General features: G+C 37.8%; 13 protein-coding genes. 1 reads left to right on the forward strand and 12 read right to left on the reverse strand.

From position 1 onward, the window contains the following. From fsa to LUD75_RS10765, 7 genes are all read right to left on the reverse strand, one after another. Window positions 1–654 (reverse strand): fructose-6-phosphate aldolase, encoded by a 654-nt coding sequence (gene fsa, locus LUD75_RS10735; RefSeq protein ID WP_232705675.1) that lies wholly within the window; start codon window positions 652–654, stop codon window positions 1–3. A 136-nt stretch (window positions 655–790) separates the two neighbouring features. Continuing rightward, complete coding sequence (locus LUD75_RS10740; RefSeq protein ID WP_232705676.1) at window positions 791–2,827, reverse strand: alpha-glucuronidase; 2,037 nt, start codon at window positions 2,825–2,827, stop codon at window positions 791–793. A 93-nt stretch (window positions 2,828–2,920) separates the two neighbouring features. Next, a complete protein-coding gene (locus LUD75_RS10745) occupies window positions 2,921–3,886 on the reverse strand; it encodes a glycoside hydrolase family 43 protein (protein WP_232705677.1) in 966 nt (321 codons plus the stop codon). 97 nt (window positions 3,887–3,983) lie between these two features. After that, a complete protein-coding gene (locus LUD75_RS10750) occupies window positions 3,984–5,105 on the reverse strand; it encodes an endo-1,4-beta-xylanase (protein ID WP_232705678.1) in 1,122 nt (373 codons plus the stop codon). Between the two features lie 138 nt (window positions 5,106–5,243). After that, a complete protein-coding gene (locus LUD75_RS10755; protein WP_232705679.1) occupies window positions 5,244–6,698 on the reverse strand; it encodes an MFS transporter in 1,455 nt (484 codons plus the stop codon). 33 nt (window positions 6,699–6,731) lie between these two features. Further along, entirely contained in the window at window positions 6,732–8,645 is a 1,914-nt protein-coding gene (locus LUD75_RS10760; protein WP_232705680.1) for a sialate O-acetylesterase, read from the reverse strand. A 27-nt stretch (window positions 8,646–8,672) separates the two neighbouring features. After that, window positions 8,673–11,048, reverse strand: coding sequence for a glycoside hydrolase family 127 protein (locus tag LUD75_RS10765; RefSeq protein ID WP_232705681.1), 2,376 nt, complete (start codon window positions 11,046–11,048; stop codon window positions 8,673–8,675). Window positions 11,049–11,574: 526 nt separating this feature from the next. Between LUD75_RS10765 and LUD75_RS10770 the strand changes: the two genes are divergently transcribed. Next, the gene (locus tag LUD75_RS10770) at window positions 11,575–12,261 is read left to right on the forward strand and encodes an NUDIX domain-containing protein (protein WP_232705944.1); all 687 of its coding nucleotides are present in this window, start codon (window positions 11,575–11,577) and stop codon (window positions 12,259–12,261) included. Window positions 12,262–12,264: 3 nt separating this feature from the next. Here the strand turns inward: LUD75_RS10770 and LUD75_RS10775 are convergent, their stop codons facing one another. From LUD75_RS10775 to araA, 5 genes are all read right to left on the reverse strand, one after another. Then, window positions 12,265–14,172 (reverse strand): DUF294 nucleotidyltransferase-like domain-containing protein, encoded by a 1,908-nt coding sequence (locus LUD75_RS10775; protein ID WP_232705682.1) that lies wholly within the window; start codon window positions 14,170–14,172, stop codon window positions 12,265–12,267. Window positions 14,173–14,177: 5 nt separating this feature from the next. Further along, a complete protein-coding gene (locus LUD75_RS10780; protein WP_232705683.1) occupies window positions 14,178–14,822 on the reverse strand; it encodes a 3'-5' exonuclease in 645 nt (214 codons plus the stop codon). Window positions 14,823–14,909: 87 nt separating this feature from the next. Next, complete coding sequence (locus LUD75_RS10785) at window positions 14,910–16,637, reverse strand: sodium/solute symporter (RefSeq protein WP_232705684.1); 1,728 nt, start codon at window positions 16,635–16,637, stop codon at window positions 14,910–14,912. Between the two features lie 3 nt (window positions 16,638–16,640). Next, complete coding sequence (locus LUD75_RS10790; protein WP_232705685.1) at window positions 16,641–17,798, reverse strand: galactose-1-epimerase; 1,158 nt, start codon at window positions 17,796–17,798, stop codon at window positions 16,641–16,643. A gap of 21 nt (window positions 17,799–17,819) precedes the next feature. Further along, window positions 17,820–19,316, reverse strand: coding sequence for an L-arabinose isomerase (gene araA, locus LUD75_RS10795; RefSeq protein ID WP_232705686.1), 1,497 nt, complete (start codon window positions 19,314–19,316; stop codon window positions 17,820–17,822). Window positions 19,317–19,434 lie beyond the last annotated feature (118 nt).

Raw genomic sequence — 19,434 nt, forward strand, 5'->3', positions numbered from 1 at the left:
TTACTGCATTTTTTGTGAATCTTTGATGAACTGCTCCAATCCTGAATCTGTCAAAGGATGTTTCAACAGGGATAGAATCGGCTGAATCGGACAAGTCACGACATCGGCACCGATTTTTGCACAGTTGATGATGTGCATACTGTGTCTTACAGAAGCTGCCAAAATTTCTGTTTCGTAGCCATAGTTGTCGAAAATAAGGCGGATCTCTTCGATAAGATTTAAACTGTCTGTTGAAATATCATCTAATCTTCCCAAGAAAGGCGAAACATAGCTTGCTCCGGCTTTGGCTGCCAAAAGTGCCTGACCTGCTGAGAAAATCAAGGTACAGTTCGTCTTAATTCCTTTATTAGAAAAATATTTTAATGCTTTTACGCCGTCTTTCATCATTGGAATTTTCACAACGATATTTGGATGAATTGCTGCAAGAATCTCTCCTTCCGCAATCATTTCTTCGTAAGTTGTGGAAAGAACTTCGGCGGAAATATCGCCGTCTACAATGTCGCAAATATCTTTATAATGCTTAAGAATCGCTTCATTTCCGCTGATACCTTCTTTCGCCATCAATGATGGATTTGTAGTTACGCCATCCAGAATTCCCAGGTCATTGGCCTCTCTGATCTGGTCTAAGTTGGCAGTGTCAATAAAAAATTTCATAAATATATATTTAAGTTTTAATTTAAGTGTTAAAATTACACTTATATATTTATCCGTACAATTATTTCTCTGACAATTTTAGAGGCTTTTTAATTTAACTATCTTAAATATCAACAGAAAATCGGAAAATAATAATTTAATTGTGGTGTCCCATATTGAGTTTGATTTTCTTCAAATCTTCCAATTCGTGAACCGGTTTTTCGATATCGTTAGGAATAGGCATTTTTGAAAATGTTTGGAAATAAAGCAGACACGCATCTTTCCACCAAACCGCATCTTTTTCCTGAATCTTCAATTTCGATTGTACAAATGTAAATCTGTCTTCATCCACGTAGGTTTTTAATTTGTCCCATATTTTCTGATAATCACGGACGTTTTTAACACCTGAATCATATTTATAGGACAATTCTTCCCAAAGCGTTTTTCCGTCTTTCATTTTATAATTCCAAGGAACGTGATGGAACCAGAGAATCAGATTTTCAGGCGTTGTTTTGATGTTTCCATAAGTTTCATTTAATGGCGGAAAATAGAGTGAAACGGCATTGCTTCCGGTCTTGGTTCTGTCGAATCCTACGCCGTTTGCATCAGCTTTGTGGTAGTAAACCGGTGACCAGTCAGGTCTTCCGTTTTTGTAATCGCCCCAAGGTTCCGGACCGTAATGATGTCCTGAGGCAAAAATGTGGTGTAGTCCCAAAGGCATCATATAATCGACAGCCGTTTCCCGGGAAGAAAGCATCATTTCTGTGACCGGTTTTACGAAATCCTGATTATCGGTAAACGTCATTTTGATCCATTCATCTGCAATCTGTTCCGAAGACAAATCGTGGTTCCAGGCCAATCTTCCGAATGCGTACCAATTCGCCTGAGCAAAATGATGTCCCGTCCAATTTGTATCTTCTCCAATATTAGCTACAGCAGAAATCGCAGTGATTTTATTTTTCATTAATGTTCCGTCTGTGAGTTTTGCAATCGTAGAACCTTTGCCATAAGAATAGGTGTCGCTGTCCAAATTTTCTTTGAATAATGGTGCCAGGAAAACCACATGATTTGAGAATCCTAAATATTCCTGTGTGATCTGAAACTCTACCATTTCGGGCGTTTTCTTCAAAGCTCCAAATAATGGATTAAAAGCTTCTCTCGGTTGGAAATCTATTGGTCCGTTTTTAATTTGAATGATCACATTATCACGAAATTTCCCGTCCAGCGGAACAAACTCCAGATAAGCCTGTTTTGCACGGTCTTCATTGCTTGGACTGTAAACAAATGCGCGCCACATTACAATACCATTGTAAGGTTTCAAAGCATCTGCCATCATATTGGCACCATCTGCGTGGGTTCTTCCGTAATCCTGCGGTCCAGGTTGACCTTCGGAATTGGCTTTCACTAAAAATCCTCCAAAGTCCGGAATTAATTTATAAATTTCAGACGCCTTCCCTTTCCACCAGTTTTGTACATTTTTATTCAATGGGTCAGAATTTTCCAATCCATCCAGAACTTTTGGTGACGAGAAATTAACCGACAGATAAACCTTAATCCCGTAAGGTCTGAAAATATCTGCGAGAATTTTGACCTTTTCCAAGTAATCTCTCCTTAGCATATTTGGAGATGCATTGACGTTGTTAAGAACCACAGAATTGATTCCGATTGAGGCGTTGGCTCTTGCATATTCTTTATAACGAGGCGAAATTTTACCCGGCAAATCTTCCCATTTCCACAGCGAATGTCCTGCGTAACCGCGCTCAATTGTTCCATCCAGATTATCCCAATGGTTTAGGATTCTGACATCGTACGATGGTTTTTCTGTTATATTAAGATTTTCCAGATTTGATTTGGTTTCCTGAAGGCGAAGAATGTGATAAACGCCGTACAACAATCCAATTTCTTTACTTGATGAAATGGTTATTTTATCAGATGTGGATTTGATTGTGTAACCGTCTTTAAGGTTTTTTAAAGCTGTTTCAGTTCTTAATTCTACAGCCTGTCCTTGCCACAAATCAGTCAATTCATTTTTAGCAATGTCGAGTGTGGGATTTTTTCCTTTTGAAATGATTTTGTCTGCAGAAATTCCTTTTTTTACATTGGGGAAACGCAGCCATAATTTACTTCCGTCATCTGCGAAAATCATTAATGGAAATAATAAGAATAAGATGATATAAACTCGGAAATTTTGCATTTGGAAATATTTCAAATTGTTGTATTCTTACCATCGGTTTTTACAAATGGCTAATTATATTGAACCTTTCGGGTTATTTGGAAACATTTAACTTTAGTCTAAACCTTCAATTGTTTTGAAAGTTCCGTCATTGTTATATTCCAGTTCTACCACTTTCATACTTCTGAGCCAGGTTTTACCTTCACTCGGAACAGAATCGTGGAAAAACAGATACCATTTCCCTTTGAATTCTACGATACTGTGATGCGTGGTCCACCCTACAACAGGCGTAAGAATCACTCCTTGATATGTGAAAGGTCCGTACGGACTATCCCCGATGGCATAACATAAAAGATGGGAATCTCCTGTGGAATATGAGAAGTAATATTTGCCGTTGTACTTGTGCATCCATGAAGCTTCGAAGAATCTGTGAGGATTGCCGTGCAATAGCTCGTCTCCATTTTTGTCCAAAATCAATAAGTCTTTTGGTTCTTCGGCAAACTCCAGCATATCATTACTCAAAAGCGCAACTTTAGATGGAATTGCAGGATCATCTTCATTTGGAATTACGGCAGATTCCAATGCTTTATTATTTCTGTAACGTTGCAATTGTCCCCCCCAGATTCCTCCGAAATACATATAATATTTACCTTCGTCCTCAAAAATACAAGGATCAATGCTGTAACTTCCCAACATCGGATGTTTCTCGGGAACGAAAGGCCCGTAAGGTTTATCACTCACCGCAACACCGATTTTGAAAATGTCGTTTTTATCTTTCAGAGGAAAATACATATAATATTTACCATCTTTGTAAGCCACATCACAATCCCAAAGCTGACGACCAGACCAGGGAATATCTTTGACAGAAAGTACAACGCCATGATCCGTCACCTCCCCATTTTCAACATCATCAAGAGAAAAAACGTGGTAATCATTCATATCAAAATGGTCGCCATTGTCATTTTCTTCGATGCCACTTTCACGATCGTGAGACGGATAGATGTACAATTTACCTTCAAAAACGTGTACTGAAGGGTCTGCCATATAATCTTTTGGGAAAAGATATTTTGCTTTGTTCATTTTTTTATTTTTGATTTTAGATAATAGAATAGATAATAGAATATTTTTTTAAAACATTAAAGGTTTCTGAAATCTTGAAGGTTTGTCAGGATAGAAATTATTTTCCTTTCGTTAATTGGATAATTTTTTCTATCACAGGTTTCGCCTGATTATTACGGTCAAAAAGTAACGGATAATCGGTTCTGCCTTTTACCGGGAAATCGTTTTTCCAGGATTGGGCATCGGTAGTTCCCCACAAGGTTACTCTTCTGATTTTATCCTGATGTTTCAAAAATAATCTGAAAAAATCCAGATAACGGCTTTCCCACTCTTTTTTTACATTTTCGGGAAGTCCGGTTGTGTAAGGATTCATTTTTGCCTGATATTCCACGGTATCGGACACGTTGGCAGAAGTTCCCCAGGGAGAAGGAAGTGCGCTTATTTCCATTTCGGTGACATTGATTTTCACCCCGTTTTCTGTGTAGTCAAGAATTGCTTTTTCATATTCTGCAATTGAAGGTGTGTCGAGACCCACGTGCGTCTGCATTCCTACTCCATCGATGCGGATTCCTCTGGATTTTAAAGTCTGAACCATTTTGCTTACAGTCTTTACCTTTCCGGGATGCCACTCGTTGTAATCGTTATAGTATAATTCTGCATTCGGATCCGCTTCCTGAGCGTACTGAAATGCTAACGGAATAAATTCTTCTCCAAGAATATCATAAAATTTACTTTTACGGTAAGAACCATCTTCCATAATGGCTTCATTCACCACATCCCAGCCTTTCACACGACCTTTGTATCTCGTAACCACCGTTGTAATATGATTTTTCATTCTTTGCTTTAAAACTTCCGAAGAAACGTCTTTCCCATTTTGATCTACGAAAAACCATTTGGGCAACTGCGAATGCCAAATCAATGTGTGACCGATAATGAACATTTTGTTTTCTTCTCCAAACAACACAAATTTATCAGCGTCATCAAAAAAGAATTTGCCTTCTTCTGGTTGAAGAAACATCGATTTCATACAATTTTCTGCCACAATGGAACTGAACTGATTTTTAATAATTTCTACAGACTTTACATCCTTCTCATAAATCTGCGGAAGACTCATTGCTGTTCCGATGTAGAATTTATTTTTGAATGCATTCTTTAGGGAATCGTTGGAAGTTGCCGTGTTGACTGTCTTGCACGAGGCGGTCAAGGTTAAAATTCCTAATAATGCTATAATTTTTTTCATAATTTAATTTTTTTCAATTATTTATAATACACCGAATCTCTCGCAGCCCGGCTTGAACGGAGATCTTTTTGTGAAGCGAAGCGGAACAAAAAAGCGGGAGTGGAAGACGGAAAAGCTGCCCAAATTTTTATTATAGTACTAATCTTTCGCTTTTCGTCTTTCTTTAAGGTCGTGCTCGATTTCGATTTCCTTTTTCTTGTTGATTTCATAGAACATTAGCAGTCCACAAGCCAAAAAGAACGGAATAGATGGAAATACACTGACCAGCATTTTGGCTCCTGCAGAAACGGTTTCCGGCTGTATTACGTTAAATCCGCCTTCTGAAGAAATATAGCCATACTGACCGATGATATAAGCAACTAGTGAACTTCCAATGCTTAAACCAACCTTTAGGCCTACCATCATTGCCGAGAAAATAATTGCTGTCGCACGTCTGTTGTTTTTCCATTCTGAATAATCTGCAACATCCGCAATCATTGCCCAAAGCAAGGGCGTTCCGATTCCGTAGAAGAAACCGTGTAAAATCTGGGATAAGAACATCAATCCAACCGATTTTGGCGGATAAAATATAAATGCCAATACAAATAATGTTGAAATAAAAAGTGAAGCGATAAATGCATCTCTTTTGCCATATTTATCTGCAAACTTTTTGGAGAAAGTGATTCCAACAATCATCATAATGATTCCGCCTGCATTGAACAATCCGAAACCTGCTGAGCGAGGGTCTTCTCCGAAGAAATTCATCCCAATGGAATTGAAGAAATTGGTAATCGGCGAAATAAATTGCTGAAGTGAAGCTTCGTCTACGTAGTTGTTGAAATAGTAAACATACGAACCGCCTTTCATTGCCAATGTTATGAAAATCAATGCCGTAACCGTTAACATAATAATCCACGGCTTGTTTTTCTTTAAATCCTTCAAATCAGCGCTTAAAGTAGATTCCTGTTCCGGTTTTGGAATCACTCTTTCTTTGGTTGTGAGAAAAGTGATGAGCAACATTACCGTTCCGATAATTGCAAGCCAGGTCATCACCACCTCGATTCCGGCTGCTTTGTCACCGTGTCCCGCAGACAAAATAATCGGCAACATAAATACCTGAACGAAAAACTGTGCAAACATAACGGCAACAAAACGGTAAGATGAAATACTGTTTCTTTCACTCATATCGCCTGTGATAACGCCACTTAATGCTGCGTAAGGTAAATTATTGGCAGCATAAAGCAATAATAAAACTGAGTAAGTAACTGCCGCATAAATCATTTTCCCTTTGTAAGAAAAATCGGGTGTGCTGAATGCAAAAAGTGCCGCTGCCCCCAACGGAATTGCCGTTAATAAAATCCAAGGACGGAATTTTCCCCATTTTGTGCGGGTCCTATCTGCCAAAGCACCAATCAAAGGATTGAATACAAAACCAGCCAATAAACCTACCGTAAGGGTAATGATGGATGCATCTTCAGGTTTTAATCCGTAAATATCTGTGTAAAAATAAGCTAAATACGTCACTAAAGTCTGGAAAACCAGATTGGCGGCTAAATCTCCTAAACTGTAGCCGATTTTCTCAACGACAGATATTTTTTGAGATGAGTTGTTCATTATAATAATTGATATTTGATAAATGATTGTTGATTATTCTGTAGTGAAAGGCGATGCGGGAAGTCCTGTTTTATTTTTCAGATTTCCGTCGGGATTGTCTGCCCAATCGTACCTTACCGAAACGGGATTTGAAACGGTATCATTCCAGACAATTATTTTATTGCCTCCGATTTTTGATTTTGCCCATTCGTATTTTCCATCTTTTCCTTTGATAGTGAATCCTTTCAGTTCTGAAACCGGTGCAAAATCATCAGTTCCGGTTTTAAAGGATAGAATGATTTTATTTCCATCGGTTTTCATTGACTGATAAACAGGTCCGTCTGCAATTATATTTTTCTTGTCAGCAACTTTTAATGCCTGTAAAGCCAATCTGTCTCCGACAGCTTTTTTGTTCAGAGGATGAATATCGTTCCACTCTCCGATATTGATAATTACGGCAAGTCCGGTGTTCGGAACTTTCAGCGAAACCTGACGTTGTTGTTCTCTGAGTTCTGCCCAATTGCTTTCAACAGGCTGTGCTTTTGGTTCCATAAAATTAGCCAGCTGTACTATAAAGAAAGGCATATCTTTCTGGTTCCATTTGTTTCTCCAATCGGTAATCATTGTGGTCAGCAGATCGCCGTATTCTTTTGGTTTTCCAGTGTTGCTTTCGCCTTGATACCAAATAGCGCCTTTGATGTTATAATTGATAAGCGGATTAATCATCGAATTATACAATCCGGTTGGTTTCCAACGGATAAAAGTAGTTCCGGGCGCCATTTTTTCCATTTTAGCACCGATTTTATATTTCCATTCGGTTTTTAAATCGATTTTATGTCCGTCGATTTCTAAGTAATAAGGCTTGTCAGCAATGAACTGACCTTTTCCACTTCCATTTGAGATTCTCACAGCAATCACATTTTTCCCTTCTTTTAAAACACCTGCAGGAATATCATACCAGCGAGGAGGATATTCGTAGGTTACATTTCCTACTTTTGTTCCGTTGATGTACGTCACATCGGCATCTTTTATTCTTCCTAAATTTAAAAATGCAGCTTTTCCTGCCTGATTTTTGGTTAAATTAATTTCTTTTCTAAACCAAACCGAACCTTCGAAAGAACCTTCTTTATCTTCCCAAGAACCTGGAATATTCATTGTTTTCCAGTCAGAGTCGTTTAGATCAAAATTTTCCCAATGTTGGTTTAATCCAATATCGCTTTGGTCGAGTTCTGCATACCAAGCTTTGCTCAACGCCTGTTCGCCAGATTCCGTAGATTTTATCAAATCATCGTTCTGCCATTTTTTGGCTTCGTCCAGATATTCGGGATATTTTTTCAAAGAATTTTCATCCATCCACGCCTGAATCGGAGAACCACCCAAACTTGCGTGGATAATTCCGACAGCAACTTTATTTTTCTGACTTAATTCTTTTGCGAAAAAATAGGCAACTCCCGAAAAATTAAGAATCGTTTGAGGATTTGTCGCTTCCCATTTTCCTCCATCAAGCTCAGTCTGAGGTGATTTAAAATTATATTTTTGAGGTACTGTAAAAAATCTGATGTTTTGGTTGTTCGCATTTTTGATTTCGTCAGCATACAGCGGAGTTAGTCTGCGCATTGGCAGTTCCATATTCGATTGTCCTGAAGCCAACCAAACATCGCCGATGAGAATATCCTTCAATGTAATTTCATTGATGGTCATCGTGTAAGGACCTCCGGCTTTCTGCTCGGGAAGTGTAATTTTCCAGTTTCCGGTTGCGTCGGCGGTTGTAGTGTATTTTTTGTTGAGAAAATTAACTTCTACTTTTTCTCCGACATCGGCTTTTCCCCAGAGATTCAGCTTTTGATTACGTTGCAAAACCATTCCGTCTGAAACCAGTGCTGGAAGCGTGATTTTTGCATCAATAAGGGAAATACATAATGAGCCTACGAATAAAATTAATATTTTAAAAAAGATTCTGTTTTTCATAGCAAATTTGAGTTCTGCAGTTTATTTTTAGTTTTTATCAGGCATTTGGGTCAGCAATCTTACCTCGATGATTTTCGGTGTAAGCGATTTTTCATTTGTGTTAAATTTCACATTAAGAATTTCTTTAATAGTTTCAGATTCAGGAATAGGGATTAATAAGGATTGTGGAGAACCGCCCATTTTTCCGTCGAAATTTTTAGAAATCGCTTTTATTCCGTTGATTTCCGCATTCAATGTCCGGTTGTTATTCGCATCAAAATAAATAAGATAAAGGTATTTTGCGTTTTTATCTTTGTTTCTCATCTGGTAGCTGAACCAGCCTTTTGCCTCACGGAAATGGCGGTCTTCCATATATCCGGTGTTGGAATCTTTGCTGTCGATGAAATGGTCGGATTCCGGCTGCTGTTCGCCAAGTTGGATTTTATCGGTTGTGATATTATCGAGTTTTCTGATTTCCTCTTCTTCTTTGGCTTTCTGTTTCTGAATCATTTCGATTTTATCCTGATTCGCCTGTGGAAAATAAATAATGTAACGTTCTTCCTGAATTTTGTAAAACGGAACCAATTCTAATCCATTACTGAACTTATTCTGAGGATACAAACCTTTCAATCGGAAAGTCAAATCCTCACCATTCTCCTTCTCCAAATGGCTTAAAACCGAATCTGAACTTCCCAAAATCGTAGGGATTTCATTCAAAGGAATTTGTGGACCGTGTGCAATATGTCCGCCTCTGCTGTCATCGGCGAAAAGTCCGTCCTGATTTTCTTTTCCATATTTGGCAGCTAAAACGATAGGTCCATATTTGAAAGCAAAATAATCCGAATGGTCAGGAAGCTGCTGTGCGGAAAGGTGCATTGGCATTTTGATTTCGATAACATCTCCTTTTTTCCATTTTCTTTTGATGGTAAAATAACCTTCGGCATCAACCGAAACATTGATATTTTTACCATTGACTGAAATTGTAATTTCAGAAGCATTTGCCCATTCCGGTGCTCTTAATTTTAAATTTAAATTTGATTTTGGAGCAAGGTCAAAAACTAATTTTGTCGATGGATTTTCGGGAAAATTATTTTCCTGTTTCAGAACCAATTTCTTTTCTGACCATTTTAAAGTGGATGGAATAAACAAATTCACATACAAATCTTCGTCAGAATATGCATAAATCATTTCACCGTATTTGGCGTGATTTTCCATTACCGAACCTACGCAACACCAAAAGCTGGTTTCCGGCTGAGAATAAACCCTGTAATGACCGGGACGCATCGGTGTGAAGTAAACAAAACCTCCTTTTTCAGGATTTTGTGTGGAAAGAATATGATTATACAAAGCTCTTTCGTAATAATCTACGTAAGATGATTTTGGATTGGTTGCATACAATTCTTTGGAAAGTTTCAGCATATTATACGTATTGCAGGTTTCGGGACCTTCGATACTTTTAATCATTCCGCTGAAATCATTAATGGGATTAAAATGCTCGCTGACGCTGTTTCCTCCGATAATCGCTGATCTTTTTTGCGTGACATTGGTCCAGAAAAAATCGGCAGCATTGCTCCATTCTTTGTTATTTTCTAAATCTGCAATTCTTTTGAAACCAATCACTTTCGGAATCTGTGTATTGGCGTGGATTCCTGTGAGTTTATCTTCCTGATTCAATAACGGATTCAGAATTACAAGATGTGAAAAACGATGAGCGAGTTTTAGATATTTTGGGTTTTTTGTAATGTCGTAAACGTCGGCAAAAACTTCATTCAGACCGCCGTGTTCGCTTCGAAGCATATCCTGAATCTGTTCATCGGAAAGTCCGGCAACTTCATCAGCCATCCAATCCGTGAGCTTTATCAGCATTTTTTTTGCTTTCTCACTATCTGCATACCAATAGGCATCGCGTAAACCAGAATAAATCTTGTGAATATTATATAAAGGAACCCATCTGTCATTCAACCCGAAAGTAGCGGCACGAATGTTTCCATCAGCAATTTCTTTCCAGGCTTTTTTACCGTTCGGAACACCAGAAAGGTAGCCGTTTCCTGAAAGATTCTGGCAACGTTCCAGCTCATCAATCATATAATCCAAACGCTGCTTGACTTTTGAATCGCCTGTGGAAGCATACATCAACGCCAAAGCCGAAATGTAATGACCACCGATGTGACCGTCAAGCCCGGTATTTTCCCAATTGGGATAGTTTTCTTTTTTGGGTTTCAGTCCCGCTTCTTTCAAATAAGGTGCAAGAAGCCGATCTGCATCCATCGAAAGGATATATTTTTCATCTGCCTGCATTGCTTTGCTGAAAACACTTTCGGATAAATGAACCTTGTTGAGCGGAAAGTAGCTAACATTTTTCTTTACCTGCCCAAAAGCAAGCGAAGTAAAGCTTAAAAATAATATCAGTGATTTTTTGTTCATTAATAAATGTTATTTCTACATTTCTAAAATAAAAGAAAGTATCTATATGGCAAACAATTTTCATCATTTGGAAATAAATCTTATTGAAAAAGTATTTTGTGGCAATGAAAAAAAGCCTAAAAAAGCTTTATCTTATCATAAAAAACAAGAATAGACAAACCATAGAATATCAATTAAATAAATGTAATTTCGTCATTATCAAAATAGATAGAGTGGGTTTATAAAGAACAATAAAAATTTATATTTACACTTATCGTATTTTAAATAATATGTCGAATAAATTTTTTAACTTAAATTCAAAATAAAATTTTAACACAATTTTAACATTACATTCACGTAGGATTCATAGTAATTTTGGCAAATAAATTGGTCAAAAGATGAAAACAATTCCCCAAAACACTTCCTTAAACCCGCAAATTATTAAAAAAATGGTGATGGTGGAAAAATAAAGTGTTTAACATACATTTATTTATTTTTCATATTAAAATCTACTTTAAAACCTTTAACTTTGTATAAAATCATTTTGATGGAAGAGAATTATCTTAATTATCCCAAACATCTTGTTGCGGTAGACTGCATTATTTTCGGTTTTGACGGAGAAAATCTGAAAATTCTTCTGGTACAAAGAAATTTCGAGCCTAAAAAAGGAGAATGGTCACTGATGGGCGGATTTGTTGATGATAAAGAAAGTTCCGACCAAGCCGCAAACCGTGTCCTGAATACATTGACCGGACTTGAAAACATTTACCTTGAGCAACTGAATACTTACACCGAAATCGACCGTGAACCGACTGCGAGAATTATGTCAATCTCTTATTATGCTTTAATTAATATTCAGGATAATATTCAAATTAATGAAAAATACAGCGCCAAATGGTTTGATTTGAAAGACCGTCCGGACCTTATCTTCGACCACAATGCGATGGTAAAGGATGCTGTTTTGAGACTGAGAAGAAGAGCCACTACACGACCAATTGGTTTTGAACTACTGCCTGAAAAATTCACGATGAAAGACCTTCAGAATCTTTACGAAGCTATTTTTGACGAAAAATACGACAAGCGTAATTTTACCAGTAAAATCAATGCATTGGATGTATTGGTAAATACTAATGAGAAAGATATGAGCTCGTCTAAAAAAGGGTCTTTTCTTTACACTTTTGATGAGGAAAAATACAATAAGAAAATTGCTGAAGGTTTTATGTTTAGAATTTAATTTTTAGAAACTTCCGGTAAATTTCACTTTAATACCCAACTGAAAATTAGCAATCGTCTTGAAAATTTCGATTAAAGTTACTTGTTCTATTTTGGTCAGTTTACTAATTTCGACATAATTATCGGGATGTTTTTTATCGATATTAATTTGATTTGCCTGATTTTTTAAGCGAAGCGCCATCAAGTAATAATACGATTGATGCATTTCATTATACTGCTGCTGTGTGAAAATCCCGATTTCCGTCAGTTTTTTCATTCTTTCGCCGGTATTTTCCATTTCCAGATGGTTTTTCAATGCATAAACACGAACCAAATCCACAATTGGAGACATTGCCGTTTTAATATCGAAAACTTCTGATTTTCCGATGGTCTGGGTTTTTATTCTTTTGAAAAAAGTCAAAGGAGGTTCGTATTGCAATGCATTTTTTGCAATATGTGCAAAGAAAATTTGATTGGGCGAAACGAGTTTTTCCTTGATAAAAGTTTTCAGTTTGCGTACAATATTTTCGTCACCATAAATAAAACGAAAATCAAAAAAAGTGGAAAATTTCATTGCATTTTCCGGTACAGATTCTTCAATCCATTGGCTGTAATTTCTTTTCCAATGGGAAAGAGAATGCGTCCATTTGTGATTGCTTGCCATAAAGCCGCCTTTGCAGTATTCGAAACCAATCGTATTGAGGTCATCTGAAACTTTTTGGGCAAAATCCAGAAAATATTCCCGCACCATTTCCCTGTGTTCATTGGCTTTGTCTTCGTAGATGATTCCGTTATCTTGGTCGGTACTCAGCGTCTGCTCTTTCCTTCCTTCACTTCCGGTGACAATGAAGGCAAATTTCGCAGGTGGTTTTCCTATTTCCTTTATAACTTTTTCTATCACTTTTCCGGTAATGGTGTCGGCAATCGTAGTAATGACCTGACTGGCAATTTCGCCGTGCACTCCCCTTCCTAAAAGCTGATTGATAATATCAGGAACCTGATTCCATTTTTTGCGGAGTTCTTCGGTATTTTCTGCCTGTTTAACCGACTGGATAAACACTAGCGGACTTTGCGCCTGCTCGCTCAATAAACGGTTTCTGCTTAGAAAACCGACGTATTCTTCCTTATTTTTTACCAAAAGATACCGTGATTTGGTTTTGAACATCATCAGAACCGCTTCAAACAGATAGGCATCGCTGGAAATACTGACAATCGGATTATCCATCACTTCCGAAATAGATATTCTTGAATCCAGGCAACGTGCGATGACATTATCCCGCAGAGTAATATCTGTCGCATAACCAATAATCTCGTCACTCCACGATTTTTTGATAAAAATACAGCTCACTTTATTGGCTGCCATCATTTTAGCAACTTCAAAAACAGGTGTATTTTCCTCGCAAGAAACGATGCTTTTATAAGCAATTCCTTCGATTTTTCTGGAATACAATTGGTCGGCTGCGAAATAACTTTCCTCGAAAGTGGCGGGTGTTTTTACAAAATGAGAAAACTCCTCATCCAACATTTTTTTACCAAAATCTGAAGTGAAATAGTGGAAAAAATCTTCGTAGGCATTGCATAATTCATAAAAGTCCTTTTTGGGTAAGGTGTAAACCACGGTTCCTTTTTTGGCTATGGCAGATTTCAATGCACGAACCCGGTTCAGAACCACCGAAATTCCGCCAAAACAATATGGCGAATGATGCCTAGTCACACATCTTTTGTTTTCAGCAGCATCGAAAAAGAAAGTTTCATATTCTCCTGAAGAAATAATATCCACACCTGTCATCTCGGTCACTTCCTGACGGTATACCAACGTATCTTTGGAAAACTCAGTTTTGGTAAGGGTTTCGGAGATTTCGGCAAGAACTGTTTCAGGCAAAAGATGGAAAGGTTCCGTAATTTTTAATAGTGAAATAACTTTTTCCTGCATAATCATTATTTCATTTTATTTGTTAAAAATTTCAATTTACATTCTATTTCTTGGTGGATTTTCTGAAATTCATTTTCCGAAATCTCTCCGGAAGAATTAATTTTAAAAAAACATTTTGCCGTCATTTCAGCATCAATCATCGCATCGTGAGAGCGTTCCATTTTTTCATTGAAAAGAAATTCAAAAAGCTGGTTCAAGCGAAGATAAATGACGTTTGGATTCAAATTATAGTCTTTGCTTTTGAGCATTGTACAGTAAAAATGACTTTGTTGAAAAGGATTTTCCAGATTAGCTCTATAAAAGTCACAGCTCAGCGTATCAATATCAAACTCAATAAAATGTCCGATAATCAACGGTTGATATTGCTGAATGTCTTTCGAAAGTTTTTCTAAAATCAATTTCCGGTTTTGTCCGTTTTTGCTTAAAAATTCTTTGGTAATTCCGTGTATTTTGAATGATTTGGTACTAATTTTCAAATCATCAACATCAATATAACAATTTTGTCTTTTAATCTCGATACCGTTTTCATCATAAATAATCCACGAAACCTGAACCGCAGAAGGCCAATTATCGGTGTCAGAGTAAGGTAAATCCCAGCGTTTTGGGATGCCTGTGGTTTCGGTGTCGATAAAAAGGAGATATTTTTTCAAAACTTTATTTAAAATTATAAAATCATCAGAATATTTAACAAAAATAGGATGCCAAATATGACATCCTATTTTTAATTTATTTTAAAATTACCAGAATCTTACGTAAAGTGCGGTCAATAAAAGAACCGTCACTACAATCATAACTAAAGTTCTGTTATCTACTTTGAACATTGTCGCATCAATTGCAAAAGCTTTTGGATTCACTTTCGGACCAGATAAACTTATCATCACCATCACAACAACGGTGATAAAGAATGACCAACCCATATTAATCAAAAACGGAATTTCCGTAATCGTTTGAACTACACCGTTTTCTAATTTTTCATAAGTGAAAGCCGTGTATAGCCAAGTCTCTTTCCCGAAAATATCGACTGCAAAACTGTTGAAGAAAATCGCCAGTAAGAAACCAAGAAGAACGCCTACTAAAGCTGCAGTTCCCGTCGTTCTCTTCCAGAACATTCCTAGAAGAAACATCGCAAATACACCCGGACTGATAAATCCTGTATATTTCTGAATGAATGTAAATCCACCTTCTCCTCCGATTCCCAAAACATCGGTCCACGTAAATGCCAATGCAACGGCCATTGCGATAATAATGGCCCAACGTCCTGTTCTTACCATCTCTATTTCGGTGGCATCTGCTTTCAGGTATTTTTTGTAAATATCTAAAGTAAAAATCGTCGAAATACTGTTTACTTTTCCAGCCAAAGATGCTACGATTGCTGCGGTAAGTGCTGCAACTGCAAGTCCTTTCAACCCGGTTGGTAAAAATCCTAAAATAGCTGAATAAGCACCGTCTTTTACCCCGTTGAAACCAGGCAAATGCCCTTTTGTATATAAAACATAGGCTGCAATTCCCGGAAGCATTACAATAATCGGCATAAATAACTTCAGAAATCCTGCGAATAAAATTCCGGTTCTTGCCGTTTTCAAATCAGCTCCCAAAGCACGTTGTGTAATATATTGGTTACATCCCCAATAATTCAGGTTAACAATCCACTGACCTGCAAAATACATAGCCAATCCTGGCAGAACCACATATTTCTGAACACTCAGATTCTCCGGCATTGCTAAAGTTGTAGTGGTTGTGGTAGGTTTGTCAAGCATTAACTTGAAATGTTGTGGTGCTTCACTCATCAATGTCTGGAAACCTGCGAAAGCATTTCCTACAGCCGCTCCGTTGATTCTTTGGTCAACGATTTGCAAAGCCATATAAACCGTTGCAAAACCTCCGATAATCAAAACTGCTACCTGAATAACGTCGGTATATCCGATTACTTTCATTCCGCCTAAACCAATAAGCAAAGCCATCAGAAGCAATCCAATCATAATGATATGAAGATTATCTCCACCCAACAAAGTATCAATTGCCAAAGCTCCCAGATAAAGAATTGAAGTAAGATTTACAATTACGTACAAAAACAGCCAGAAAACAGCCATTATCAGTGAAACCGATTTGTTGTAACGGGTTTCCAGAAATTGGGGCATCGTATAAATCTTGTTTTTAAGGTAAATTGGAATGAACCAAACCGCGATAATAATCAATGCAATTGCTGCAATCCATTCGTAAGCTGCAACGGCAATACCCACGAAAAATCCTTCACCACTCATCCCGATGAACTGTTCCGCAGAAATGTTGGAAGCAATCAAACTGGCGCCAATCGCCCACCAGGTGAGTGAACCTTCTGCAAGGAAATAATCTTTACTGCCTGTAGCTGCGGACTTTTTTCTGTTGTAAATCCAGATTCCGTAACCGGCTACCACCACAAAATAAACAAGAAATATGATGATATCAATAGTCGCTAAGTTTCCCATAATTTATTTTTTAACTGAGAATTTATAAATCGTTTTAGTCTGATATTTTTGTCCCTGCTTCAATTCTGTTGAAGGGAAAGAAGCTTGGTTCGGGGAATCCGGGAAATGTTGGGTCTCTAAGCAAAAACCTGTTCTGAATTCATTTTTTCCACCGGTTTTGGTATCGAATTTACCGTCAAGAAAGTTTCCGGAGTAGAACTGAACGCCCGGCTCGTCGGTAAGAACTTCCATTACTCTTCCTGATTTAGGATGATAGACTTTGGCAATGCTTCTCATTCCGCTTCCGCTCAGAATCCAGTTGTGGTCGTAACCTTTTCCTTTTTTCAATTGGTCATCATCTGCGTTGATATCTTTTCCAATTGGTTTAGAAATGGTAAAATCAAAAGGACTTCCTTTCACCGATTTCTGTTCACCAATCGGAATCAAAGTTTCGTTTACAGGTAAGAATTTATCTGCATTGATTTGCAATTCGTGGTCGGTAATCGTTTTTGTGAAGTTTCCTGAAAGATTGAAGTACGAATGTTGAGTAAGATTAACAACAGTTGCTTTATCCGTTGTAGCTTCGTAAGCAATCTCCAAGGCATTGTCGTCTGTCAAAGTATATAAAACAGTGGTCGACAGTTTTCCGGGATAGCCTTCTTCGCCGTCTGCACTTGTGTAAGTCAGCTTCAAAGTTGGAAATTTTGCATCTTTTACAGGTTCAATATTCCAGAATTTGGTATGAAAACCTTCTTTTCCACCGTGAAGAGTGTTTGGTCCGTCATTTTTATCGATGTCGTAGGTTTTACCTTCCAAAGTGAATTTGGCATTGGCAATTCTGTTTCCGTAACGACCAATCAATGCTCCGAAATAATAAGGATTTCCATTGAAATAATCTTCAGGTTTTGTAAAGCCTAAAACGACATCTTCATATTTTCCGTTTTTATCGGGAGCCGTGAGTGAAGTGATAATGCCGCCAAAATTGATGACTTCCACCTTCATTCCATTCTTATTTGTTAAGGTGTATTTTTTAATGGAATCGCCTTTCGCTGTCACTCCGTAATCTGAAACCTGTAGATTTTCCATATTCTCTTTTTGAGGCTGATTATTGTTTTCTTTTTTATTACATCCGAAAATACATAAAAGTGCGATGATAATCAGGTTATAACTTATTTTTTTCATAGTCTGAATGATCTTCCAAGATTAACGGTAATAAATTTCATTCCAGCGAAGGGTATTCTTGAAATCACGGATTTTCGTATCTTCGTCAATGACCAAAGATTCGATTCCTGCCATTTCTGCAAAATCTTCCAACATTTCTACAGTAACGTTTTCACTGTAACAGGTGTGATGCGCTCCACCTCCCAAAATCCAAGCTTCTGCAGCAGTGAACAAATCCGGAAGTGGCTTCCAAAGCACTCTCGCAACAGGAAGTTCTGGTAATTCTTTCGTGATTTCCAATGCTTTTGTTTTGTTTATTAATAATCTGAAATGATTTCCGAAATCCATCAGAGCAGCATTCAGAGAATCGATATTTCCTCTTGAATTGAAAACCAAACGAACCGGGTCAGCTTTCCCACCAATTCCCAACGGATGTATTTCACAAGATGGTTTGTCAACTGCCAAAACAGGGTCAACTTCCAGCATATGAGAACCTAAAACAGAAGGGTTTGCAGGATTTAAATGGTATGTATAATCTTCCATAAAGGCATTTCCGCCCTTAAGACCTTGTCCCATTGTTTTCATTGCACGAACGAGTGCAGCGGTTTTCCAGTCGCCTTCTCCGGCAAAGCCGTACCCTTTTTCCATTAACCTTTGAACGGCAATTCCGGGAAGCTGTTCCAAACCGTGAAGGTCTTCAAAAGTATCCGAGAAGCCTTTGAAATCTCCGTCTTTCAAGAATTTTTCTAAACCTAATTCTATTCTTGCAGCTGCTTCGAGAGATTTTCTGTTGCTTCCACCTGCAAGAAGAGATTCCGCCATCTTGTACGACGCTTCGTACTCTTCAATCAAAGTTTTGATTTCGCCATCGCCAATGGAATTGACAACGCTTACCAAATCCCCGATTCCCCAAGTATTTACCGAAAATCCAAATTTAGTTTCTGCTTCTACTTTGTCGCCATCGGTTACAGCTACATATCTCATATTATCTCCAAAACGGGCGAATTTCGCACCTTGCCAATCGTCCCAACCTGCTGCAACACGGCTCCAGTCTCCAATTTGTTTTTGAACTCTTTCGTCTGCCCAATGTCCGACAACTACTTTTCTGTTTTTACGGAGACGACTCACCATAAATCCAAATTCACGGTCACCGTGAGCTGCCTGATTTAGGTTCATAAAATCCATATCCATCGTAGACCACGGAATATCCTGATTGAACTGAGTATGAAGATGCAACATTGGTTTTTGCAAAGCGGTCAATCCGCGAATCCACATTTTTGCAGGAGAAAACGTGTGCATCCAGGTTACAATTCCGATACAATCTTTGGCAAAATTGGAGGCTGTAAGGGTTTCGAAAATTTCTTCCGTAGTTTTTACGGTTGGTTTCAGAACAACTTTTACAGGAATGGATGAAGAGGCATTGAGTGCTTCCACGATTTTCGCTGAATGTTCGGCAACTTGAGCCAATGTTTCAGGTCCGTATAAATGCTGGCTTCCGGTGATGAACCAGATTTCTTTTGTATTGAGAGGTGTTAACATATTTTTAGTTGATGGTTGTTTTTTGATGGTTGATGGTTTTTACTGTTGCGTTGTTATTCCGAGGAACGAGGAATCTCTGTCTGTTATATTGAAACGAGATTGTTTACTACACCCTGTT

Origin of the sequence: Epilithonimonas sp. JDS, assembly GCF_021261315.1 — a bacterium.
In the GTDB taxonomy this organism is placed as follows: Bacteria; Bacteroidota; Bacteroidia; order Flavobacteriales; family Weeksellaceae; genus Epilithonimonas.